Here is a 23430-nt window from a genome sequence, read left to right as displayed (position 1 = left end):
GAAACGGTGTAACGGAGCTCACACTACGCCCGGCCGCCACAATGGGTGTCGTGGACGACCCCTACCTCTGGCTCGAAGAGATCACCGGCGATGCAGCGCTCGACTGGGTCCGCAAGCACAACGAGCCCACGCTCGCCCGCTTCGGCGGTGACCGGTTCGAGCAGATGCGCGCCGAGGCTTTGGAGGTGCTCGACACCGACGCGCGCATCCCGTACGTGCGCAGGCGCGGCGACCACCTCTACAACTTCTGGCGCGACGCGAACAACCCGCGTGGCCTGTGGCGACGCACGACGCTGGAGAGCTACCGCACCGAGCAGCCGCAGTGGGACGTCCTGATCGACGTCGATCAGATCGCGGCCGCCGACGGCGAGAATTGGGTGTGGGCCGGCGCTGAGGTACTCGAGCCGGACTTCTCGCTGGCGCTGGTCGAACTGTCCCGTGGCGGCGCCGACGCCACCGTGGTTCGCGAATTCGACATGACCACATGGCAGTTCGTCTCCGACGGATTCGAACTGCCGGAGGCCAAATCGAGCGTGACGTGGCAGGACCGCGACACCGTGCTGGTCGGTACGGACTTCGGCCCCGGCTCGTTGACCGACTCCGGTTACCCGCGGATCGTCAAGCGCTGGCGACGGGGCCAGCCGCTGTCCGACGCGCAGACGCTCTTCGAGGGCGAGGCCACCGACGTCAGCGTCGGATGCGGTTACGACGCGACGCCGGGCTTCGAGCGGTTGCTGATCACGCGGTCGTTCGACTTCTTCAACCGGCACCGCTACGAGTTGCGCGGCGACACGCTGATCGAGATCGACGCCCCCTCAGATGCCGGCATCTCCTGGCACCGCGAGTGGTTGCTGATTCGGCCTCGCACCGATTGGACAGTCGGGTCGACGACGTATCGTGCCGGTTCCCTGCTCGCCGCGAACTACACCGAATACCTCGACGGCACAGGCGAACTGCATGTGGTGTTCGAGCCCGACGAGCACTCCAGCCTGGACAACTACGCGTGGACCCGTGACCGCCTGGTACTCGTCACGCTCGTCGACGTGATCAGCCAGGTGACGGTCGTGACACCTGGGACCTGGGAGCGAGCCGAGATCCCCGGTATTCCACCGAACACCAACACCGTCCTGGTGGACGTCGACGAGTACGGCGACGAAATGTTTCTCGACGCCAGCGGTTTCGACACACCGTCGCGGCTGCTGTGGGGCCGTGCCGGCGATGCGGTCACCGAGGTCAAGCGCGCACCATCGTTCTTCGACGCCGCGGACCTCGAGACCAGCCAGCATTTCGTCGCCTCCGCGGACGGCACCATGATTCCGTATTTCGTTGTGGCGCACCGGCACAAGCAGGCACCCGGACCGACCCTGCTGAGCGGGTACGGTGGCTTCGAGGTGGCCAATACGCCGAGTTACGGCGGCGTTCTCGGCAGGCTGTGGCTGAGCCGCGGCGGCACGTTCGTGTTGGCGAACATTCGCGGCGGCGGCGAATACGGCCCGACGTGGCACACCCAGGCCATGCGGGAGAACCGGCACCTCGTCTATGAGGACTTCGCCGCTGTCGCACAGGATCTCGTCGCGCGTGGCATCACCACCGTCGAGCAACTCGGCGCGCAGGGCGGCAGCAACGGCGGACTGCTGATGGGCGTGATGCTGACGCGGTACCCGGAACTGTTCGGCGCGCTGGTGTGCAGCGTCCCGCTGCTGGACATGCGCCGGTTCCATCTGCTGCTTGCCGGCGCATCCTGGATGGCCGAGTACGGAGACCCGGACGATCCCGACGACTGGGAGTTCATCTCCAAGTACTCGCCCTACCAGAATATTTCGGCGGATCGACGGTACCCGCCGGTGTTGATCACGACCTCGACGCGCGATGACCGAGTGCACCCCGGTCACGCCCGCAAGATGACCGCCGCGCTGGAGGATGCCGGTCATCCAGTCCACTATTACGAGAACATCGAGGGTGGGCATGCGGGCGCGGCGGACAACGCCCAGACCGCGTTCCGCTCGGCGTTGATCTACGAGTTCCTGCACCGAACATTGGGCTAGCCTGAAGCCATGGCCGATCTTCGCGAAAACTGGGCGGGGCGTTTCGGCAAGCTGGGCGGCGGGGCGTACGACTTCGCGGTGCAGCGAGAGTGGCTGGCCAGACCCGCCGGCCGGGTGCTGTGGGGCACCGACACCCGCCTGCTGCGCGACAGCCTCCGTGCAGTGGCCGACCTGCCGGACGGCTCGGCGGTGCTGGACATTCCGTGCGGAGGCGGGCTCGCGCTGCGGGAGTTGTGTGCGAACCAACGGCTACGCTACGTCGCAGCCGATATATCACCGGCCATGTTGGACCGGGCGCGCCATCGAGCCGCCGCGATGGGTCACGATGCCATCGAGTTCATCGAGGCCGATATCGAACGGATGCCGTTCGACGACAAGGAGTTCGACGTGTGCCTGTGCTTCAACGGTCTGCACTGCCTGCCCGACCCGCCTTCGGCGGTGCAGGAGATCACGCGTTGTCTGAAGCAGGGCGGGCGCCTCGTTGGAGATACGGTCATCCGCGGCGCGGGGCCACGGCAAGACCTCGCCATCGCGGCGTTTCGACGTGGCGGCATCTTCGGGCCCGGCGGCACCGCCGACGACGTGCGCGACTGGCTCACCCATGCGGGGCTTCGGATTGAGAAGCTTCAGCAGTCAGGGGGCATCGTCCACTTCGCCGCGACGCGCGACGTCAGCTGAGCAACTGGTCGCCGAGGAACCGGTCGGGGCCGGTGACGCCTGGCAGGATGAAGAAGAACCCGCCGCCGACCGGCATGATGTACTCCTCGAGCGGTTCGCCCTTGAGCCGGTTGGCAACGGTGAGGAAGCCCTTCTCGAGGCTGCGCTGGTAGGCGATGAATGCGAGCCCCTGATCGAGTCGGCCTGCGCCGTCGAATCCGCGGGAGTAGTTGAAACCCCGTCGCAGAATGAGGTTTTCGTCTGTCTGAGGAGTGCGCGGGTTCGCCAGCCGGATGTGCGCGGTGAGCGGTATTCGCTTGCCTTCGGGGTCTTCTGGATAGTTGGGGTCGGTGAACTCGCCGGTCAGTCCGAGCGGCGCGCCGCTGACCTTGCTGCGCCCGATCAGCGCCTCCTGCTCGACGAGCTGCGTGCGGTCCCAGAATTCGACGAACATCCGGATGATGCGGATCGCCTGATAGGAGCCGCCGACCGCCCACTCCGGTTCTCCGTCCTGCGCGCCCACCCAGACGTGGCGATCCATGATCGCATTGTCGTCGACGTCGAGGTTGGCCGTTCCGTCCTTGAAACCCAACAGGTTTCGCGGCGTCGCGGCCTCGGATACCTGGCCGGCGCCGATACCCCTGGCGTAGCCGTCGACCATCCACCGCAACACCAGGTCACTGCGGGTGCGACGCATCAGCTGCCGCAGGGCGAAGATGACGGTGTCGCTGTGACCCGCTTCGATGATGATCGACAGATCGCCGTGCGACAGTTTGGGATCCAACCGGTCGTTGGCGATGAAGGGCATGGTGACCAGTTCCTTGGGCTTGCGGTCGGCCAGCCCGAAGCGGTCATCGAACAGCGACGCCCCGACGCCGACGACTATCGCGAGGTTGTCCGCGGGCGGCTGCTCGCCCAGGATGCCGGAGTCGACGGGCGGGTAGGCCGGATCGCGGGGCTCCGGCGGCTTGCCCGCCATGAGCGCGCGGATCTCTTCGGTGAGGTCCTGCAGGGCGCGTTTCAGGCTGTCGCGGTCCTTCGACTGCACGTTGAACGATGCGACCAGCCCCTGCTCCGGAATGGGCAACGCGGTGATGCCGGTCTGGTGTGCACCGTCGAATGGGACGAAGGCCGCCGCGGGTGCGGTGGGTGATTCGGGGTCCGATGAACAGCCGGCGAGGACCGATCCCGCGCCCACCACGGCACCGGTTCCCAACGCGCCGGAGATGAATCCTCGCCGCGAGAGTTCCGAGCGACCTTCGGTCACTGCAGCTTCAGCACTCCAGACACCTGCGACAGGTTCTCCGACAGCCCGGCGAGCTCGGCCTTCAGCTTGTCGATCACGTCGGGTGTCACAGTGACCTCGGGGCAGCGCGGCGACGGGTAGCGATCGTTCTCGGTGCAGAACAACACCCAGCCGTCACCGCGACGCAGTGGCGCCAAGGTTTCGAACACCGAATTGATTCCGGCGTCGATCTTGCCCAGCAAGGCCGGATCGGCTTGTACGAGTGCGGGATTGAGCTTGCCGACGGCGTCGCGTGCCCCCTGCAGGTTGGCGTCGAAGTCCCAGAGGTCGGTCTTGGAGTAGCGGTCCTCTTCGCCGGTGATCTTGCCCTCGGACACCTCTTCGATCAGCTCCGCGGCGCCGTTGGAGACGTCGACCGGCTTGACCTGAACCGACGGGAATTGCGCCTTAAGGTCGGCGACGTCCTTGTCGAGCTGATCGGCGAACGGCGCGCCGCCCTCGGTGGTGTTCTTCTCGAACAGCAGGAACTCGAGGCGATGCCAGCCGGTGAACTGGGGGTCGTCGACGCCGGCGAAGTCATCCACCCGAGCATCGATCTTGCGGTCGATCTCTTCGACCAGTCCGGCGATCGGCTCGATGCGTTCCCACGGCTGACGTGACGGCGCATAGGCGTCCTGGGCGGCCTTGAGGTCTCCGGCGCGGACCGCATCGGTGAATACCTTGACCACGCGCTGAAGTTCGTCGATGTTGCTCTGCACGTAGGCCTTGTAGTCGGCTGCCGCCTTGTCCAGCACAGCCGGATCGACCGCGGGGGCCGCGCTCGTCGTCGTGGTGGTCGTTCCACTGGCGGACGTCTCGCTGCCAGAGGAGTCGCCACCGGCGCATCCGGACAAGATCAGACCGACTGCGGTTATCGGGACTGCCCAGGCGAGATAGCGGTTCATGTGCACCTCTGCGTTCGGAGAGGCTGAACATAACACCCAGCGAACGCGCGGAGGATAGCCACACCTAAAAATTCAGCCTCGCGGACCGCGTCGCGAAAGGACGTGACGGTCGGCGATGGTCGACGGGTTCAGGAAGGCGTCAACCCGGTTGGCGTTGGCGCGGTGTTGGGATCGGCGATCGTCGCCGGTTCAGTTGGGTGATGGTGGGGGTTGGGGTTCGAAGGGGCTGTACCACCACCAGTCGGCGCGTTCACCGATCGGTCCGCGCCAGGGTGCGGCCGGGGGTGGGGGTTGGGTCGGGGGCCGGGCCAGTGATGCGTTGGTCAGCTCTCGCCCGGCGTTGTCGGTGACGGTCAGGTTGGGGGCGGGTCCGGTGATGGTGATCTCGCCGCGGTGATGCATCCGGTGGTGATACGGACACACCAGCGCCAGGTTGTCCAACTCGGTCGGCCCGCCGTCTTCCCAATGCCGAAGGTGATGAGCGTGCAGACCGCGGGTGGCCTCACAGCCGGGCACCACACACGTCGAATCGCGGTGCTCCAGCGCCCGGCGCAGCCGGCGGCTGATCTGGCGCGTGGTGCGCCCGGCGCCGATCAGCTGCCCGCGGCGTTCCAACCACACCTCACAGCTGGCATCACACAACAAATATTGCCGATCGGCATCAGAGAGCAGCGAGCCCCGATGCAGCCAGCCGGCGCGCTTGTCGACATCGAGATGCACGATCACGCTGGTGTGCTGCCCGTGCGGGCGCCGGACCACATCGGCGTCCCAGGCCGATTCCACCATGCGCAGGAACGCATCGGTGAGCGTCGGAAACGGCTGCAGACACTGCGCCTCGCGCTGGGCACGGCGTTCGTGCTCCTGGCCGGGGGTGTCGGGACCGTACTCGCCGGTGTGTTCGCTGATCAACGCCTCACGATGGGACTGCAGCGCGGCGTCGACCTTGGCCGCCTCGATATTGGGCACGGTGATCCGGTAGGTGCTGAACTGCGCCCCGGTGATCTTGGTGATCGACCGCTGCGGCTCAGGCCTGGGGTCAGGCTTCGGGCGCGGTTCGAGGCGGACCGCGGTGCGCAGCTGGTTGACCGTGGCCACCGACGCCAGCTTCGCGTAATGCTCATCAGAACCATGGCCCGCGCGCTGGGCGATCACGCCGACCTGATCCAACGACAATCGGCCCTGCGACATTTCGGCGGTGCAGCGCGGGAACTCCTCGAACCGATCGGCGATCGCAGCCACCGTCTTGGCCGTCGCCTCGGCCATACCCAACTTCCAGGCCACCAACGCCTTGACCGACCGAGCCCCGGTGATCCCCCACAAGTTGTCGTGATCGAGCTCGGCGACGATCTCCACGATGCGCCCATCAACGGCATTGCGCTGACCCGCCAACTCCTCCAACTGCCCAAACAACTCCTCCAAACGCTCGAGGCGACTCAAATCCACCTCAACACCAGAAGGAGCGAACGAAACCATAACCGCATCATGACAGCACCCACCGACAAATCCGGGTGGCTGACTGCGGGTCCGAAGGTGTCAGACGGTGGCGCTCGTGGCGATAGCCTCGGAGTTCAAGACGCTGAGGTGCTGCCAGTAGATCCAGTCCGCGATCGCGGCACGCTGGTCGGCAGCTTCTGTCGCGGTGTGCGCTTTGTGAAGCGCGAGTTGCTGGGCATGGTCGGCGTAGGCGACGAAATGCTGCAGCTGCGCCTGGCCGCGCTCCGGTGCGTTGCTGAGCAAGGGGCGAAAGACTTCGAACCACAACAGCGCGCGATTGTCGTCGGGTGGGGTGGCGTCGGTGGGCGGTGCGGGAAGAACTTCGGTGAGCCCGCTGGGGGCGATAGCAGCCAATTTCGTTGCGGCGTCGGGTGATATGACCTGCAATCGGTGACGGCCTTCCATCTGGCCGTTCTCGGGAATGTCGTCCGGACGCAGGATGATCTTGGGGGCGCCGGGATCGAAGCCCTTGAACTGGTCTTCGGTCGCGATGACGGCGCGCAGATCGGTGTCGTGGTGCTGCACCCAACCATGAAGCGCGAGAATGGGATACGTCGTCCAGGTGCCGCGTACCTTGGTGGGAATGCTCTCGTCGGCGGTGGCCATCTTGACCCGTTCGGGCAGGTTCACGCCTTCGGGGATGTAGCCGAGACCGTAATTGTTGGCGACGACGATGGTTCCGTCCTTCGCCAGTCCGGTGACCCAGAAGAAGCCCATGTCGGTGTTGCCGACGTTGAGAGCTGCGGCGATACGGTGGGCTAATTGGGTGTGGTCGCTGCTGGACCTCCGTAAGGTGGCAGCGGCGACCGCTTCGCGTTGGGCTCGGGCAGCCGAAACCGGTACCGGCGCAGGGGCTCCAACGGTGCTCGCACCCGCAGCAGCTGCGGCGGCCGGGGGTATGCCGGCGGTCGCGGGAGCGGTGGGTGCGACGGGTGCCGCGGGTGGAGGTGTCGCTGGTGGACCGAGTTGAACAGGTGGCGCGGGAGTTGGGGCGGGCGCGGTTGGCGGCGGCGCGACGGGTGCCGAGCCCCCACTGGTCGAGCCGGTGGCCGACGCGGTCTGACTGGGCTGCGTCGCTGCGGGTGCGTCGGGAAGTAGGGGAGGTGCAGGCGGTTGCGCGGTGGGAAGGGGAGCGGATGGTTGAGGCGGTGGAATAGGCGCCGCCTGCGCCGCTCGGGTCGCCGCATCGGCGATTGACCGTTGAAAGTCGCTAATCTGCGCTTGATTTGCCGCTGTCGCAGCGGGATTGACAGTGCTGGGTGTGCTGGGCGTAGTCGGTGCCGATGGCGTCGAGGGAGCGGATGGTGTCGACGGCGCAGAGCTACCGGACGATAGAGGAACCGCCGGGGTGTTGAGACGTGGAGGTGCCGGTGCACCGGAACCGCCTGGGACGCCGGGTACACCGACTAAGCCCGGGGGTGAGTTGGGATCGGACGGTGGTACTGGGTTCGAAGACAAGGGTGGTTCTTCGGCCGTATCGGACGTGCCAAGTGGGCCGCGTGTGGCTCCATTTTCGCGAGGCGGGTCGGTAAACGCGTCTTGTAGTGTTTCGTCAGCTATATCGCTAATTCCTTGTGGAGCGCCGGTCTTACCATTCCCGTTCGTGCTTTCTGAGGGAGATGGTCCGCTGGGGAGGTCCTCAGCGATTACAGGTGTTCCCTCTGGGCCCCGCCAATTGCTGACCGGTTGTACTGTCATATCGGCCGACGGCTGATCGCCGTCAGAAACGACCACGTCATCTGGAGACGAACTGGGAGTATCCGAAGTCGTGAGCGGCACACCTGAAACTTGAGAGCCAGCCATCGCGACGATCGCGATATTCTCAGCACGAATCGCGGCAATTCCCTTCTGAATTGCAGCTTCTTTGGCATCGCTCGGGATGTCTGGATGATTGCGAATCCAGTCAAGAATCTTGTTCGCAACCTCTACATTGTCGATTATCGCATTCTTGCTATGAACCGTTGCGCTGATGCAGTTTTTGAACGCTGTAGATGCGGCCTCGACTCTTCCTTTCACGGATTCGAGGTCCGCAAGCCGTCTGTCAATCGACGAGCTGGCTGAACATGCAGCCGGCCCCGACCAAGCGCCGACTCCTCCGAACATGAGTGTCTTCTCCTGTTTTATACAGTCAAGTTGGAGACTCAGCGACCTCGACACGGAATCGAACGCATCGGCACATGTGCGCAAAGAATCTTCGTCAACATCTGGCCACGCAGGCGGAGACGTCAAGCCGTATGGGTCATGTGGACGAAGTATTCCCATTGCTATGTTCCGACAGCCTTGCAAGCTTCATAGATAACCGAGCTCACTCTGTAGGCAGTGAGGTCCAGGTATTTATCGGCGGTTATGTAGGTGGGTAAGGCTTCGGCGTAGGCACGACGATATTGAGCTGCAAAGACCGCAAGATCCCTCAATGTGAGATTGGTCGTTTCTTCGCCAAGCCTCTCGAAGTCGTCGGCGGATCGGTGCATCACTGGTATGACAGCTTCGACAACTGCTCGCTGCTCGGCCGTCCAGTCGGTTGCTGGGATATCGGGGTCGATCGACTGCCAGGCTTTAGTCTGATCATTGAATCCGTTGAGGATCCGATCCCACTCGTCACAGGTGGTGTCTGCGCGCGCAAAGAGCGGTGCGGCCGCATCAGGATCGGCCAGTTTCGGCACCTCGGACGGGCTCGGGGGTGCATCTATCAGCGGGGCTCGCGCCTTCGCTGATCCGTAGTGGATGGCTGAGCACACGAAAACCACCACATTGGTCGTGGTTATAGACGCAAGAGCGAGGTGATTGTCTTCCTCTGTATACGTCGGAATTGCATCAGTGAAAGCGCGTCCGTATGCGATAAATTGTTCGTAGAGCTCTCGCATGACTCGGTGTGGTGTCTGCTTCGCTAACCGCACAGTTTGATCTGTCGCCAGCTTCAATGCGTCACCGACTTCTTCGTATTGCACTCGCAAGTCGGGCGTCCAATTTCCTTCTGGGATCGTTGCGTCGCGCCTGCTCCAACCGCGTTTTAGGACCGCGCCCAGGGCTCTATTGATAGGCATCCATGCCGCGCACGTAGGGTCCTCAGTGATGATGGTCGCTGGGCCCCTGTCGTCAGCGCTTGCTAGGCCATAAGTCTCGCCCGATGGTGATGTGTCTCCGCTGTCCCCATCATCCGAAGTCACCGAAATCGTCACTGCTGCAGTCAATCCGATAACGGCTAGGAGAGCTACTCCGCCAAGCGCCCACTTCCAGCCGTTGCTCCGCTTCTTCGGAGGTGGACCTTGCGACCATTGCTGTTGCGGCCACGGCGGCTGGTGCGGCGGACCCCACTGTCCCGGATTCCCTTGGGGCGGACCGTAATTACCCGGCGGCGGTCCTCCCGGCGGTGGATAGCTCACAGGGCGATCTCCGGTCCTCCCTCGGCCGAACGCATCTGGTTCGACGCGACTGCGTCATCCGGCGCACGCTCTCCATCATCGCCCGGTGCCGCCAGATCCTGCGGCGGTTCGGAAGTCGTTTCGGGCGTGCGCGCCTCGTCGCCCGCACGGGCAGCCTCCGACAACTGACCAGCCTGCTGCATGGCCTGTTGCATGCCCTGCGTCATTGCTTGCGGAATCGCCCCTGCCATGCCAGCCATTTGCATCGGCGCCTGCACCGCCTGCTGCGCCAACTGCATCGGCTGCTGCGCCGCGCCCTGGACCGGTGAATTTCCTGACGTGGCCCCGCCCGCCGCCGTACCCGTTGCGCGTAGCGCTGCAACCGAAACGCCGCCCGGTGAGCCACCATCGCGGCCCGTACGCGCGGCGTCATCGAGCGATTCGAGGCGCTTGAGAATTTCCTCGGCGAGTTGTGCGTCTACGGCGTCGTATGTGTTCGCGGCGTTGACCACGTTCAGCGCATACTTGGTCAATTCTTCTTTCGTGACCGGCATCTGTGCGAGCACTGGATCCACGACCTCGGTCACCTTCGCGGCGATCGCCGCGGACAAGGCGTCGCTTCCCGTCGGCCTGTACACCGCCGGAGGCTCGGGGAGCTCGGCGGCGATTCCACGCAACCGTCCACCGGCCTCGCGCACCAGGCCCGTATCGACCCGCAGAACCTCAGTCATCGTCACTCCGCACCACGCTCAGCGTCGGGCAAACCCCCTCAGGCGTCACGGAGCAAATGCTACCGGACCAGCTATATCAGCCCCGCCGGCAGTTTGACGTCGCTACCACGCGAAAGCGAGGTCTACCCAACCGCTGATCGCAGCCGCGCCGCGCGTGCCGAGTTACCTTCTGCCCCCGTTAGACGGACTGCCAACCAGTGACCACACCACCCGTACCGGCGCCCGCAGCAAAGAGAGCAGAACGAATCAACGGCCCACTGGACTAGCGTTGCCCTGTGGCCGAACCCGATCCGAAGGCGCTCGACGACCTCTTCAACCGCTTCCTTCGCACCGAAGACGACGCGCTCCGGGAAGCCCGTGAATCCGCCGACGCAGCCGGCATGCCCGCCATCGAGGTGTCTGCTCAACACGGCCGGCTCCTCTACTTGCTGACCACCCTGTCGTCAGCCACCCGCGCCTTGGAAATCGGCACCCTCGCCGGGTACAGCACCATCAACCTCGCCCGCGGCGTGGGGCCCGACGGTCACGTCGTCACCCTCGAATACGAACCCAAGCACGCCGCGATCGCGCGGGAGAACTTCATCCGAGCGGGGGTGCAAGACCGCGTCGAGATCATCGTCGGAGCGGCACTCGACACCCTGCCGACTCTCTCCGAGCGCGGCGACACCTTCGACCTCACTTTCATCGACGCCGACAAGGAAAACAACATCGCGTATGTCGAGTGGGCTATCAAGCTAGGCAAGCCGGGCTCGATCATCGTGGTGGACAACATCGCTCGCTTCGGACGCGTTCTCGATCCGGCCCCCGACGACCGTCAAGCACGGGCCGTTCGCGAAATGCTCGAGATGATGGGCAACCATCCGCAATTGGAAGTCGCCGCGATCCAGACCGTCGGCACCAAGGGCTGGGACGGCTTCGCGCTCGCCCGTATCACCGGGTAGCCCACGGCATTGCCGATTCGGCGAACTCCGCCGCCCAGTTGTGTTATCCAGAGCCCGAAGAGCTCTCCGCCCGCTGGGGGCTCGCGACGAAGGAGGCCCTCGTGGCGTCAAAGTCGTTCTCGATCGCGGTGTTCACGGGCTGCACCGCGCTCCTCCTGTCGCCAGTCGCCGGCGCGGATCGCGTTGAACCACCGCCGCTGTACGGGTACTACGACGTGTTCATCGACTTCTCGAAGCAGACGTTCAACGGTCTGCCGACGCCGATGAATTCGATAACCGTGCCTGTTCCATTCACCACCCATTGCGACGTGAACGGTTGCGTCGTGCGTTGGGACAACAACGACGACCACGCCCGCAATCCGGGCGCTCCCTTGGTTTACGAGTACAGATGGCATATCTCCCGCTGGGAAACCAGCGGGAGATATCCCTACTTCTGCAATCGGAACGATCCCAGCAGCGCCGTGCAGGCCCAACGGTCGGACTATCTCATGCCCAACCCTGACGGCAGCTTCTTCGGCGAGCGGACCTTAGTTACCGAGGGAGCTGGTTGCCCCGGTGAGGGACCAGGCACACATTGGGTGCCGATCAGGCTGACACCCATCGACCCGCCGCCGCCCGGCTGATCGGCTAGCTGCAGACTGCGCCGACCGCCGCCGAGTGCACCAGCTTGGTGTACTTCGCGAGGACACCCGTGGTGTACACCGGAGGCAACGGCTCGAAGCCGACCTTGCGCGCCTCGAATTCCTCCGGATCGACCAGCACATCCAACGTGCCGTTGCCGACGTCGAGGCGGATACGGTCGCCGTCGCGCAGGAATGCGATGGGGCCGCCGTCGACAGCCTCGGGCGCCACGTGTCCGACGCACAGTCCGGTGGTGCCGCCGGAGAATCGGCCGTCCGTCATCAGCAGCACATCCTTGCCGAGCCCGGCGCCCTTGATGGCACCGGTGATCGCCAGCATCTCGCGCATCCCGGGACCGCCTTTGGGTCCCTCGTAGCGGATCACGACGACGTCGCCGGCCTGGATCGTGCCGTCTTCCAACGCGTCCAGCGCGGCGCGCTCACGCTCGAAAACCCTTGCGGTGCCCTCGAACACGTCCGAATCGAAGCCCGCCGACTTCACGACCGCGCCTTCGGGGGCCAGCGAACCGTGCAGAATCGTGATGCCGCCGGTGGGGTGGATCGGATCGGCCAGGGCGCGTAGCACTTTGCCGTCCGGGTCAGGCGGCGCGATGTGCGCGAGATTCTCGGCCATCGTCTGACCGGTGACCGTCAGGCAATCACCATGCAGGAGACCGGCATCCAGTAGGGCCTTCATGACCACTGGCACGCCGCCGATGCGATCGACGTCGAACATGACGTGCTTGCCGAACGGCTTGACGTCGGCCAGGTGCGGAACCTTCTGCCCGACCCGCGTGAAATCGTCGAGGGTCAACTTGACGTTCGCCTCGTGGGCGATGGCGAGCAGATGCAGCACCGCATTGGTCGACCCGCCGAACGCCATCACGACGGCGATCGCGTTTTCGAACGCCTCCTTGGTCATGATGTCGCGCGCGGTGATACCGCGGCGGAGCAGATCCACGACGGCCTGGCCTGACCGGCGGGCGTACCCGTCGCGCCGGCGGTCCGTGGCCGGCGGCGCAGCCGAACCGGGCAACGACATGCCGAGCGCTTCGGCGGCCGAAGCCATCGTGTTCGCGGTGTACATGCCGCCGCAGGCGCCTTCGCCCGGGCAGATCGCCCGCTCGATGGCGTCGACGTCCTCACGGGGCATCAGGCCGCGCGCACACGCGCCGACCGCCTCGAACGCGTCGATGATCGTCACGTCCATCTCGGTGCCGTCGGACAGCTTGGCCTTGCCCGGCAGAATCGACCCGGCGTAGAGGAACACGCTGGCGAGGTCGAGGCGCGCGGCGGCCATCAACATGCCGGGCAGCGACTTGTCGCACCCCGCCAGCAGCACCGAGCCGTCCAGTCGCTCGGCCATCATCACCGTCTCGACGCTGTCGGCGATGACCTCGCGCGACACCAGAGAGAAGTGCATGCCCTCGTGGCCCATCGAGATGCCGTCGGACACCGAGATGGTGCCGAACTCCATCGGGAACCCGCCGGCCGCGTGCACGCCGTCCTTGACCGCCTTCGCGAGGCGGTCGAGCGAGAGGTTGCACGGCGTGATCTCGTTCCACGACGACCCGACACCGATCTGCGGCTTGGCGAAGTCGTCGTCCTCCATGCCTACCGCGCGCAACATCCCGCGGGCGGCGGCCTTCTCCAGGCCGTCGGTGACGTCGCGACTGCGGGGCTTGATGTCGGGCTCCGCCCGACGGCGGGCTTCGGTGTCCGGAGTCTGTGAGGGCATCAAACAAGTATGCCTTCGGCGTTTCACCCGGCCAAACCAATATCTATACCCCGGCGGGGTATGCGGTAGTCTGGGGTCATGACGTCGTTGATCGCTCGCCTCACCGCTGTCCTGACCGCCTTCGCCGCCGCGCTGCTGCTGGCCTCCTGCGGCAGCAACGCATCCAATGGTCACACCGAACACGAGCAACCCGAAGAGCCGGTGATCAGCGGGCAACCGGCCGGCTTCAACTCCGATGACGTCGCCTTCGCGACGAACATGATCCCGCACCACCAGCAGGCCGTCGAGCTCTCGGCATTGGTTCCGGAGCGCTCGACGAATCCCGAGGTGAAAGCCCTCGCCGAGCAGATCTCCGCCGCGCAGGAGCCAGAGATCCAGGCCATGAAGGTGCTGCTCGTGCAGTGGAACGAAAACCCCGACTCCGACACCGGGCACGGCGGACACGGGGGTCACGCCGCGATGCAGGGCATGGTCGACGACGCCACCATGGCCAAACTCAAGTCTCTGTCCGGTCCGGAGTTCGACACCCTGTGGCTCGAGTCGATGATCAGCCACCATCAGGGGGCGATCGAGATGGCTCGAGCCGAGCTGGCGAACGGCGAGAACGTCGACGCGAAGCGCCTGGCGCAGACGATGGTCGACACCCAGCAGGCCGAGATTGACCAGATGAACCGAATGTTGAAGGGCTGAAATGACTGCGGTGCATGGTTATTCAGAGCAGAAGGACAACTACGCCAAGCGGCTGCGTCGAATCGAGGGCCAGGTTCGCGGTATCGCGAAGATGATCGAGGACGACAAGTACTGCATCGACGTGCTCACCCAGATCAGTGCGGTCAACAGCGCGCTGCAATCGGTCGCGCTCGGCCTGCTGGACGAACACCTCGGGCACTGCGTGTCCCAAGCCGTCGCGGAGGGCGGTGAGGAGGCCGACGTGAAGCTGGCCGAGGCGTCGGCGGCCATCGCGCGTCTGGTGCGGTCCTAATGGCCCAACGCGTCGTCGATGCGCCTGACCTTCGCCGTCAGTTGATCGGTGTGGCCGGGGCGGATGTCGGCCTTGAGGACCAGGCTCACCCGGGGCGATGCCGCGGCGACCGCGTCGACGGCCCGCTTCACCACGTCCATCACCTCGTCCCAGTCGCCCTCGAGGTTGGTGAACATCGCATTGGTTTCGTTCGGCAGTCCCGAAGCGCGGACCACCTTCACCGCTTCGGCAACGGCGTCACCGACGCTCTCATCTGCGCCCATCGGGCTCACGCTGAAGGCCACAATCATTCGACCAGCCTGCCACCCGTAACGCTCAGCGCTCGCCGACGATGAACAATGCAGGTCAAGGGTGTGGACTGAGCGCTGCCCAGGTTTCGGGGCGGCCCGCACGGCGGTCGGCGCTCCGCGCGCTATGCCACACTGGTTGGAGTTCTGCGACTGGGAGGTTATGTATGCGCAGGCCAACGCGCACCCGACTGCTCACTGCCATCCTGGCGGCGGGTTTTGTCGGCGGGATGGTGCTCACCAGCCCGTCAGCCCTGGCTCAACCTGGTGTTCCGCCGCCGCCGCCGGCGCCCGTCAACCCGGCCGTAGCGCCTGCGCCGCCATCATCGAACCCGTTCTTCGGACCCCCCGACCCGCTGGCGCAGCAGCATCCGATTCCGGAGGGCACCCCGGCCGGACAGAACCCCACGCCCTATGTCGGGGCGCCGGTGTTCGCACCGCCGTCCTTCAATCCGACCGACGGGTCGATCGTCGGCGCCGCCAAGCCGATCTACATCAACTTCCAGCGGCCGATCGCCAACCGGGCGATGGCCGAGCAAGCCATCCACATCTCGTCGAACCCGCCGGTGCCGGGCCGCTTCTACTGGACCACCGACACCCAGGTGCGGTGGCGCCCGCAGGACTTCTGGCCCGCGGGCACCGTGGTGAACATCGACGCGTCCGGCACCAAGTCGAGCTTCACGGTGCCCGAGCAACTGGTCGCGACCATCGACAACAAGTCGTTGCAGATGGAGATTCACCGCAACGGCGAGCTGGTGGAGACCTTCCCGGTATCGATGGGCAAGAAGGGCCATGACACCCCCAACGGCACGTACTACGTGCTGGAGAAGTTCCCCGACATCGTGATGGACTCGTCCACCTACGGTGTGCCGGTCGACTCGCCCGAGGGCTACAAACTCAAGGTGAAGGACGCGGTCCGCATCGACAACCTCGGCACGTTCGTGCACAGCGCGCCGTGGTCGGTCGGCTCGCAGGGCGAAGAGAACGTCAGCCACGGCTGCATCAACCTGAGCCCGGCCAACGCTAAGTGGTTCTTCGACAACTTCGGCAGCGGTGACGCGGTCGTCATCAAGAACTCGACCGGGACCTACAACAAGCCCGACGGCGCGTCGGACTGGCAGATGTTCTGAGCGGTTTCGGTGCGCTACTGATCGCTGCGCGATTGGTAGCGCACCGAAACCCCTAATTCCAGATGCGTACGCGGCGTTGGGGTTCCAGGTAGAGCGCGTCGTCTGCGGTGACGCCGAACGCCTCGTAGAACGCATCCATGTTGCGGATGACGCCGTTGCACCGGAACTCCGGCGGTGAATGCGGGTCGATCGCCAGTCGCCGAATGGCCTCGGCGTCGCGGGATTTCGCCCGCCACACCTGAGCCCAGCCATAGAAAACCCGTTGTTCGCCCGTCAAACCGTCGATGACGGGCGCCTCCCGGTCACCGAGCGACAGCCGGTAGGCCAACAGCGCGATCGACAGCCCGCCGAGGTCGCCGATGTTCTCGCCGACGGTGAACGCGCCGTTCACGTGATGCCCGTTGCTCAACGCACGCGGCACGTACTCTTCGTACTGCTCGATCAACTTCTTTGTGCGGGCCCCGAACTCGGTGCGGTCCTCGTCGGTCCACCAGTCGACCAAGTTGCCGTCACCGTCGTACTTGGCGCCCTGATCGTCGAAGCCATGCCCGATCTCGTGGCCGATCACCGCGCCGATGCCGCCGTAGTTGGCGGCGTCGTCGGCGTCGGCGTCGAAGAACGGCGGCTGCAGAATCGCTGCGGGAAAGACGATCTCGTTCATACCCGGGTTGTAGTAGGCATTCACGGTCTGCGGCGTCATGAACCACTCGTCGCGGTCGACGGGTCCGCCGAGCTTGGCCATCTCGCGGTCGTACTCGAAGGCGTAGCCGCGCCGGTAGTTGCCGTACAGATCGTCGCGCTCGATCACCAGGTTCGAATAGTCGCGCCACTTCACGGGATAACCGATCTTGGGCGTGAACTTGTCGAGCTTGGCCAGCGCCTTCTCCCGTGTGGCCGGCGTCATCCAGTCCAGCGAGTTGATGCTGACGCGGTAGGCCTCGCGGATGTTGGCGACGAGTTCGTCCATCCGCTGCTTGGCGTGCGGCGGAAAATGCCGCTCGACGTAAAGCTTGCCGACCGCGTCGCCCATCAGGTTCTCCACCACCGACACCGCCCGCTTCCACCGGTCGCGGATCTGCTCGGTGCCTGACAACCGGCGGCCGTAGAACGCGAAGTCCTCGGCGATCAGGTCGTCGGTCAGCAGGAATGCGCGGGCGTGGATCACCCGCCAGCGCAGCCAGCGTTTCCAGTCCTCTAGATCCTCGCCCGACCACGCCGCAGCGAACGCGGTCAGGTAATCAGGTTGGCGGACAACGACTTCGGCGGCAATCTCGGGCGTCGTGCCGAGCGAGGTCACCCAACCGGCCCAGTCGAAGCCGGGCGCTTCGGTGGGCAGGTCGGCGAAGGCGCGCAGATTGTAGGTGAGGTCGGCGTCGCGACGCTTGACGACGTCCCAGTGCGCGGCGGCCAGCTTGGTCTCCAACGCGACGATGCGCGCCGCGGTCTCGTCGTGGTCACCGTCGCCGTAGACCAACCCGAACATCGCCGCGATGTGCCGCGGGTAGGCGGCGAGAATCTCGGCGTGCTGCTCGTCGCGGTAGTAGGACTCGTCGGGCAGGCCCAGACCGGACTGGCTGAAGTGCAGCAGGTACCGAGTGGAGTCCTTGGAGTCGGTGTCGACGTAGACGCCCGTGCCGCCGCCGATGCCGGTGCGCTGCAACGCACCCAGCACCCGGGCCAGCGCCTCGGGGGTGTCGGCTGCGTCGATCGCCGCCAACTCCTCCAGCAGCGGTTGCACACCGCGCGCGGCGACCGTCTGTTCGTCCATGAAGCTGGCGTACAGGTCGCCGATGCGCTGTTCGTCGGTGCCGCCGGAGGACGCCGCCCCGCTGCCTGATGCCGCCGCCGTGGCGGCTCCGGCGATCAAGTCGCGGACATGCTCCTCGGCGCGGTCGTAGAGCGAGCGGAACGCGCCGTCGGTGGCGCGGTCGCCCGGCATCTCGTACTCGGTCAACCAGCGGCCGTTCACATGGCCGAAGAGGTCGTCTTGGGGGCGGGCCTGGGCGTCGACGTGGCTCAGGTCGATGCCTGATCGGATTGCTTCGACAGTCACCCCACCAGGGTGCCAGAGCTTGCCGGGTACCCTCACGCGCATGCCCGACGACGAGCCCACCGCGGCCGAGGACGGTCCCGTCATCACCAGCTACGGCATCGCGTCGGCGGTGCTCGGGGTGATCGCAGTCGTCGCGGTCGCGCTCGCCGCCCTGATCTGGGTCCAGCATCGTGCCGACACCGACGAACTGCGGTATCGCGCCCGCGTCATGCAGGCCGCCGCCGACTGGACCAGCGTGCTGATCAACATGAACAAGGACACCGTGCAGTCCGACCTGGTCAAGTTGCACGAGAACACCGTCGGACAGCTCAACGCCGACTTCGACGCGGCCGTCGAGCCCTACCGCGAGCTCGTGCAGAAACTGCAGACGCAGACCACCGGTCAGATCGACTCGGTGGCCGTCGAGTCGATCCACCATCCGCAGCCGGGGCGCGACGGTGCACGACCGCCGAAACCCCAGCCCGAGGTGACCGAGTTCGCGTCGCGCACCGACACCGTGCTGGTGGTGGCGACGTCGATCAGCGAGAACGCCGGCGAGCAGAAGCCGCAGACGGTGCGCTGGACTTTGCGGCTGGACGTGTCCGACGTGGACGGCAAGCTGATGATCTCGCGGTTGGAGCCGATCCGATGAGGAACGCCTGGCGGGTCGCCGCATTCGACGTCGCCGCTCCGCTGGCCGCGGTAGCGGCGCTGGCGTACATCGGCATCGCGCTGGCCTGGCCGCTGTGGTGGGTTGCGGTGTGCTCGGTGCTGTGCCTGCTGATCGTCGAGGGTGTCGTGGTCAACGCGGTGCTGGCGCGCCGCGACGCGGTGACCGTCGGCACCGACGACGACGGTCCCGGGTTGCGTTTGGGAGTGGCCGCGGTCGCGACGGCGGCGGTGGCGGCCGCGGTGCTCGTCGGCTACCTGCATTGGACGGTGCCGGACCGCACGCTGCGCAAAGACAGCACTGAGGTGGTGGGCATCGCCAGCAGTGTCGCCGAGGCCTCCGCGTCGTTCACCCCGCAGAGCCCCACCGCGTCGATCGACCGGGCGGCGGCGATGATGTCGCCGGAACGCGCCGATGCTTTCAAGAACGAATTCTCGTCGGTGGCAGAGGATTTGACGAGCCGCAACGTCTCCGCGCAGGCGAGCACGGTGTCCGCGGGCGTCGAGGCGATCGGACCGAACGCCGCCAGCGTCGCGGTGGTCCTGCACGCCACGCAGAACTCGCCGGGCAAGCCGACCGACACCGCAGTCCTGGCGTTGCGGGTGGCGTTGTCGAAAAAAGACGGCCGATGGTTGGTCGACGACGTGTCGCCGATCCACTCCCGCTAACCGAGCAGGCGGGCGTGATCGACCTTGATGCAGCGGTCCATCACCACCCGCAGCCCTGCGGCGGCGCCGTCACGGGCGACCTGCTCGTCCCACAGCCCCAGCTGTAGCCACAGCACCTTGGCGCCGACGGCGACGGTGTCGGCGAGGACCGCGGGCAGGTGTTCGCGTCGGCGGAACACGTCCACGAGATCGGGCACGACGGGAAGATCGGCCAACGACGGATAGACCGGTGTGCCGTCGATCTCGCCGACCGTCGGATTCACCAGATACAACTCGTAATCGGTGGCCGCCTTGAGATACGTCCAGATCTCGTGGCTGGCGCGGTCGGGGTTGGGCGATGCGCCGACGATCGCCACCGTGCGGGTTTCCCGCAGTATCTGCTCGAGGTCCATTCCCGGCGTATACCCAGCGACCGGCGTCAGCCGTTGGACCGGTTCGACCGCATCCGGGCGAACCGTTCGGACAGCCGCTTCATGCGCACCATCAACGCCGCCGACGGGCTGGTCTTGCCGCTGAGGAAGGCCGCGAAGTCGGCGGCGGGCACACCGATCCGCGACGCGAATTCCTGCGGCGCAAGTCCGGAGTGCTCCAGTAGTGCGCGGATGTGGCGGGCCACCTCCTGACGCTCGTTGGCCTCCAGGTGTTCGCGGGTTCGGGTGAGCACCTCGGCGAGCGCCTTGGACACGCCGTACGGCCGTGCGGTCTCGAGGACCTCCTCGACCTGGCGGGCGGTCCGACCGAACGGGTCCCGCTTGATCGCCGCGACGATGCGCTGCCAGACGGCGAGATCGTCGGTCTCCAGCGCCGCGCGGATCGCAGCGGTAGGCCAGAACTCGACGGGCCGCTCTCCGGCCGCCGGCTTAGGCGCGGGCGGTGCCGGGCGCTGTTCGGGGGAGACACCCCCGCGGCGGCGGGTATCCCGGATGTCGGGAGTCACCGTCACCTCGCCTCCTCCAGCATCGCGACCGCCACCGAAAGGCAACGCTCTCTGACCTTGGCCCACTCCGCCTCCGCCTCGGGGCCCGACATCCGGGTGTCGTGCTCGTCGGAAGGCGCAGGGTCGGCCAGTCGGCGCACCAGCTGGGTCGCCACCCATTGTTTTCTCGACTGATGACCACAGTAGTACCGGTCCATCGCGGTCAACACTTCTGCCGCGGTGTGCGTCTCCATGCACTCGACGAGATCGGCGAACTCCGCGTAGTCGCGGGTGGTGTTCCGGCACATGATGAGGTAGCTCTTGAGCCGCAACGTCTCCGCGCCGGTCGGGATCTGAAGCCGGTCACCGGTCGGCAGCTGGACGTTGGTGGTCTCCATCGGACTGCGCCGCTCCATCGGCGCGCCCTCGCAGTCCGACGCGGTCGCCAGCGCGTCGAGGGCGACCGACAGTCGGCCCCCCCACATCGTCACCGGATGCACCGGCGGCGCGGCCGTGGCCAGCGCGGTGCCGTTGCGGCCGTGGCGGTGGCCGCCGTTGAGCCGCTCGGCGCTGCGCATCTTCGTGGCCGTGCCAGTCCCGCCGCAGCCGCTGAAAGCCAGCGGATCGGTGACCGTGACAGCCTGCGGCGCAAGGGTTTTCAACTTGGCCGCCGACTTGACGACCATGCGTAGCTCGGAGCCGGTCGGGCCCAGCGACGAGAGGTCGTCGGGGATGATGATCAAGTCGGGGGTGTCCACCTTGGGCAGCGGCTTCTCGAAATCCACCGACGGCAGGATGCGCACCAGCCAGCGCGGCAGCCACCAGTTCCACTCGTCGAACATCGCCATCAGCGCGGGCACCAGTACCAACCGCACCACCGTCGCGTCCACCGCGATCGCCACCGCACACGCCACGCCCAACTGCGCCACCAGCGGCATACCCGCGAACGCGAATCCGATGAACACCGCGATCATGATCAGCGCCGCGCTGGTGATCGTTCTGGCGCTGGTGCTCACGCCGTAGGCCACCGCATCGCGGGTGTTGCGCGTCAGCAGGAACCGTTCCCGGATGCGGGTCAGCAGGAAGATCTCGTAGTCCATGGACAAGCCGAACGTCATCGCCAGCACCAGGGGCGGAATGGTGCTGTCCAGCGACGAGATCCGCTCGAAGCCGAGGTCCTCCAGCCAGCCCCACTGGAACACGACGACCAGGCTGCCGTAGGCGGCCGCCACCGACAACACGGTCATCAGGACGCCCTTGAACGCCAGCACCACCGACCGGATCGCGACGAGCAGCATGAGGAACGCGATCAACGCCACGAAGACGAACACCAGCGGCTGAGTGGCGGACACCCGGTCGTCGAAGTCCTTGATCAGGGCCGTCGGCCCGCCGACGTCGACCTGCACGTCCTCGACGCCGGAAACCTTCGGCAATTCGGCGCGCAGCCAGTCGACGGTTTCGCGCGCGCCCATGTCCTCGGGGTCGACCGACAGCACCGCCGACAGCAATGCGTGCCGGTTGTCCTCGCCGAACGAGGGAGGGCTGACCGACACCACGTTGGGGCCTTGTGCCATGCGCTGGCGAAGCGCGTCAAGCAGCGGTTCCTTACCCGGCGCCGACGCGGCGTCGCCTTCCGGGAACGTCACCAACACACGAACCGGGCCGAGCGCACCGGGACCGAGCGCCTCGGCCGCTGCGTTGACCCCGCCGCGAATCTCGTGGGTCGGCTCGAACTGACGCTGCATGCTGTTGCCGAGCATCATCGAAAACGCCGGCGCGGCCAGCGCCACCAGCAGCGCCGCGGCGGCCAGCGCCGACAACCACGGTCGCCGCATCACCCACCCGGTCCACCGGGTCCAGAACCGCGACTGGGTGCTTTCCGATCGTCTCGACCAGTGCAGATACGACGAGCGTTTGGCCGCCGCCCGCCCGAACGTCGCCAGCACCGCCGGCGTGAGCGTGGTGGAGGTGAGCACCGCCACCGCGACGGCGAGGATGGCACCGGTGGCCATCGACACCAGCACCGGAGTCTGGATCAGGTAGATCCCGGTCACCGAGGCGATCACGGTCACCCCGGACAGCACCACCGCCAGGCCGGACGTCGCCATCGCGGCGTCGGCGGCCTGCTCCGGGTCGCGCCCGGCGCGCAGTTCCTCACGGAACCGCATGAGGATGAACAGGGAGTAGTCGATGGCCAGGGCGATGCCGAACATCGACACGGTCGACGTCACGAACACCGACATCGACGTGACCATCGACAGCAGATAGACGATGCCCATGGTCACCGCGACCGTGCAGACGCCGAGCACCAGTGGTACGGCCGCCGCCGCCAGCGAACCGAACACCGCCAGCAGGACGATCAGGACGATCGGAAGGTTCCACCGCTCCGCCTGGGCGATGTCGTGTTTGGTGGCCTGGGTGGCCGCCGCACCCAGCGCTCCCTGGCCGATGACGTACAGCTTGACCTTGCCGTTCTCGATCTCGCCGGGATCCTCGCCGTCGATGCCGACCTTTTGGCGCAAGCGTTTGGCGACGTCGACCGCCCCGGTGTTGTTGAAGTCCAGCTGCAGCGTGATGACGTAGGGCCGGTCGGGTTGGGGCGGCGGCTGTTGCCGATTGGGCACGATCTTGACGCTGGGCACCTCGGCGGCGAGGCGTTCGAGGTGGGCGACGGCGGCGTTCATGTCCTCGAACGAGGCGTCGGCGCGCGGCGCGGCGACCAGTGCCAGCGGGGAGGCGCCCTGGTCGGGGAAGTACTCCTCGAGTTCGCGCTGCACCCGCAGCGACTGCGAACCTTCGACTTCGAAGCCGCCGCCCGTGAGGTGGCCGGATTGGTTGAGCGCGAGCCAGATCGACGGGGCCAGAAGGAGCAGCCATACGGCGAACACCGCCCAGCGATATCTGCGCAGGCTGCCACTCAAGCGCATCATGAACTGCTGGATTGGAAACCCCCGCTTTCTCCCCGGC

At 66.1% G+C, this 23430-nt stretch carries 22 protein-coding genes; 10 read left to right on the top strand and 12 right to left on the bottom strand.

The features are described from left to right. The first annotated feature begins 41 nt into the window (after positions 1 to 41). Positions 42 to 2045, top strand: coding sequence for a prolyl oligopeptidase family serine peptidase (locus AU185_RS18660; protein WP_059099199.1), 2004 nt, complete (start codon positions 42 to 44; stop codon positions 2043 to 2045). A gap of 9 nt (positions 2046 to 2054) precedes the next feature. Further along, entirely contained in the window at positions 2055 to 2723 is a 669-nt protein-coding gene (locus tag AU185_RS18655) for a class I SAM-dependent methyltransferase (RefSeq protein ID WP_059099200.1), read from the top strand. Here the strand turns inward: AU185_RS18655 and AU185_RS18650 are convergent. From AU185_RS18650 to AU185_RS18635, 4 genes are all read right to left on the bottom strand, one after another. After that, on the bottom strand, positions 2716 to 3969 hold the full coding sequence (locus AU185_RS18650) for a Dyp-type peroxidase (RefSeq protein ID WP_059099201.1): 1254 nt from the start codon (positions 3967 to 3969) through the stop codon (positions 2716 to 2718). The two genes, AU185_RS18655 and AU185_RS18650, sit on opposite strands and share 8 nt — an antisense overlap. Further along, positions 3966 to 4892: an EfeM/EfeO family lipoprotein gene (locus tag AU185_RS18645; RefSeq protein WP_059099202.1), complete on the bottom strand. Its 927-nt coding sequence runs from the start codon at positions 4890 to 4892 to the stop codon at positions 3966 to 3968. Before AU185_RS18645 ends, AU185_RS18650 begins: the two co-directional genes overlap by 4 nt. A 189-nt stretch (positions 4893 to 5081) precedes the next feature. Then, positions 5082 to 6365, bottom strand: a complete 1284-nt coding sequence (locus AU185_RS18640; protein WP_059157001.1) for an HNH endonuclease signature motif containing protein — start codon at positions 6363 to 6365, stop codon at positions 5082 to 5084. 60 nt (positions 6366 to 6425) lie between these two features. After that, a complete protein-coding gene (locus tag AU185_RS18635; protein ID WP_059099204.1) occupies positions 6426 to 7103 on the bottom strand; it encodes an EspK C-terminal domain-containing protein in 678 nt (225 codons plus the stop codon). Positions 7104 to 7309: 206 nt separating this feature from the next. On the opposite strand from AU185_RS18635, the gene AU185_RS18630 reads away from it, so the two are divergent. Further along, a complete protein-coding gene (locus tag AU185_RS18630) occupies positions 7310 to 7543 on the top strand; it encodes a hypothetical protein (RefSeq protein ID WP_156425580.1) in 234 nt (77 codons plus the stop codon). Positions 7544 to 8650: 1107 nt separating this feature from the next. Here the strand turns inward: AU185_RS18630 and AU185_RS18625 are convergent. Further along, a complete protein-coding gene (locus AU185_RS18625) occupies positions 8651 to 9553 on the bottom strand; it encodes an ESX-1 system-associated protein (protein WP_502687736.1) in 903 nt (300 codons plus the stop codon). A gap of 212 nt (positions 9554 to 9765) precedes the next feature. Further along, the gene (locus tag AU185_RS25695) at positions 9766 to 10479 is read right to left on the bottom strand and encodes a type VII secretion target (RefSeq protein WP_231740295.1); all 714 of its coding nucleotides are present in this window, start codon (positions 10477 to 10479) and stop codon (positions 9766 to 9768) included. 275 nt (positions 10480 to 10754) lie between these two features. Here AU185_RS25695 and AU185_RS18615 point away from each other — a divergent pair, with 275 nt between their 5' ends. Then, entirely contained in the window at positions 10755 to 11420 is a 666-nt protein-coding gene (locus AU185_RS18615) for an O-methyltransferase (protein WP_059099207.1), read from the top strand. 101 nt (positions 11421 to 11521) lie between these two features. Continuing rightward, a complete protein-coding gene (locus tag AU185_RS18610) occupies positions 11522 to 12043 on the top strand; it encodes an MBOE_33420 family protein (RefSeq protein WP_059099208.1) in 522 nt (173 codons plus the stop codon). Between the two features lie 4 nt (positions 12044 to 12047). On the opposite strand, the gene ilvD is transcribed toward AU185_RS18610, so the two are convergent. Then, positions 12048 to 13778 carry a dihydroxy-acid dehydratase gene (ilvD, locus tag AU185_RS18605; protein WP_059156999.1) on the bottom strand — a complete coding sequence of 577 codons (1731 nt, stop codon included), beginning with the start codon at positions 13776 to 13778 and terminating at the stop codon, positions 12048 to 12050. 78 nt (positions 13779 to 13856) lie between these two features. Here ilvD and AU185_RS18600 point away from each other — a divergent pair, with 78 nt between their 5' ends. After that, positions 13857 to 14468 (top strand): DUF305 domain-containing protein, encoded by a 612-nt coding sequence (locus tag AU185_RS18600; protein WP_059100809.1) that lies wholly within the window; start codon positions 13857 to 13859, stop codon positions 14466 to 14468. A gap of 1 nt (position 14469) precedes the next feature. Continuing rightward, positions 14470 to 14760, top strand: coding sequence for a copper-sensing transcriptional repressor RicR (gene ricR / locus AU185_RS18595; protein WP_059100810.1), 291 nt, complete (start codon positions 14470 to 14472; stop codon positions 14758 to 14760). Here ricR and AU185_RS18590 read toward each other — a convergent pair. Continuing rightward, positions 14757 to 15050: an MTH1187 family thiamine-binding protein gene (locus tag AU185_RS18590; protein WP_059100811.1), complete on the bottom strand. Its 294-nt coding sequence runs from the start codon at positions 15048 to 15050 to the stop codon at positions 14757 to 14759. The two genes, ricR and AU185_RS18590, sit on opposite strands and share 4 nt — an antisense overlap. Before the next feature lie 164 nt (positions 15051 to 15214). On the opposite strand from AU185_RS18590, the gene AU185_RS18585 reads away from it, so the two are divergent. Continuing rightward, positions 15215 to 16177: a L,D-transpeptidase gene (locus AU185_RS18585; protein ID WP_059156998.1), complete on the top strand. Its 963-nt coding sequence runs from the start codon at positions 15215 to 15217 to the stop codon at positions 16175 to 16177. Between the two features lie 52 nt (positions 16178 to 16229). On the opposite strand, the gene AU185_RS18580 is transcribed toward AU185_RS18585, so the two are convergent. Further along, positions 16230 to 18272, bottom strand: a complete 2043-nt coding sequence (locus AU185_RS18580) for a M13 family metallopeptidase (RefSeq protein ID WP_156425596.1) — start codon at positions 18270 to 18272, stop codon at positions 16230 to 16232. Between AU185_RS18580 and AU185_RS18575 the strand changes: the two genes are divergently transcribed. Both AU185_RS18575 and AU185_RS18570 read left to right on the top strand, forming a co-directional pair. Then, positions 18271 to 18861 (top strand): Rv1363c family protein, encoded by a 591-nt coding sequence (locus AU185_RS18575; protein WP_059098817.1) that lies wholly within the window; start codon positions 18271 to 18273, stop codon positions 18859 to 18861. The two genes, AU185_RS18580 and AU185_RS18575, sit on opposite strands and share 2 nt — an antisense overlap. Next, positions 18858 to 19547: a hypothetical protein gene (locus AU185_RS18570; RefSeq protein ID WP_059098793.1), complete on the top strand. Its 690-nt coding sequence runs from the start codon at positions 18858 to 18860 to the stop codon at positions 19545 to 19547. The genes AU185_RS18575 and AU185_RS18570 overlap by 4 nt, the downstream gene beginning before the upstream one ends. Here AU185_RS18570 and AU185_RS18565 read toward each other — a convergent pair. The 3 genes from AU185_RS18565 to AU185_RS18555 are packed head-to-tail and all read right to left on the bottom strand — an operon-like array spanning position 19544 to position 23393. Continuing rightward, positions 19544 to 19939, bottom strand: a complete 396-nt coding sequence (locus AU185_RS18565) for a CoA-binding protein (RefSeq protein WP_059098792.1) — start codon at positions 19937 to 19939, stop codon at positions 19544 to 19546. The genes AU185_RS18570 and AU185_RS18565 overlap by 4 nt on opposite strands. Positions 19940 to 19965: 26 nt before the next feature. Continuing rightward, entirely contained in the window at positions 19966 to 20490 is a 525-nt protein-coding gene (locus AU185_RS18560) for a hypothetical protein (protein WP_059098791.1), read from the bottom strand. Further along, positions 20487 to 23393 (bottom strand): MMPL family transporter, encoded by a 2907-nt coding sequence (locus AU185_RS18555; protein WP_059098790.1) that lies wholly within the window; start codon positions 23391 to 23393, stop codon positions 20487 to 20489. Before AU185_RS18555 ends, AU185_RS18560 begins: the two co-directional genes overlap by 4 nt. Positions 23394 to 23430 lie beyond the last annotated feature (37 nt).

It is taken from the genome of Mycobacterium sp. GA-0227b (assembly GCF_001499855.1).
Classification (GTDB): Bacteria; Actinomycetota; Actinomycetes; order Mycobacteriales; family Mycobacteriaceae; genus Mycobacterium.
Note: the sequence above shows the minus strand (reverse complement) of the source record. Positions and strands in the feature narration are given on the sequence as shown.